Annotated in this window: 1 protein-coding gene; it reads left to right on the top strand. The window is 60.9% G+C overall.

What is annotated here, in order from left to right:
- Positions 1-45 precede the first annotated feature (45 nt).
- Positions 46-261 (top strand): tetratricopeptide repeat protein (locus IEV86_RS18070; protein WP_229734739.1); only part of this gene is annotated, 216 nt, incomplete at its 3' end.

Here is a 261-nt window from a genome sequence, read left to right as displayed (position 1 = left end):
AGTCGGTACCACTTGGACAACCCGAAATGGCTTTGCGATCGCGCGGTGCTTGCCGCGCGCATGGGCAAGCACACCGAGGCGATTGAACATTTCCTCGCCTCCGACTCCTTGTCCCCACTCGGTCGCGATCACAAGATCGATATGGCGCGTTGTTATCAAGCCATCGGTCGGACGTCCAGGGCAGCCGGACTGCTGCAAGATCTGGCCGCTTCGGATGGAGGGGCGGCTAAAGTTCTTGGTCCGGGTGCGTTCTTCCGGGAC

It is taken from the genome of Cellulomonas carbonis (assembly GCF_014636275.1).
Classification (GTDB): Bacteria; Actinomycetota; Actinomycetes; order Actinomycetales; family Cellulomonadaceae; genus Actinotalea; species Actinotalea carbonis.
This window is presented reverse-complemented; position numbering and strand designations above follow the sequence as displayed.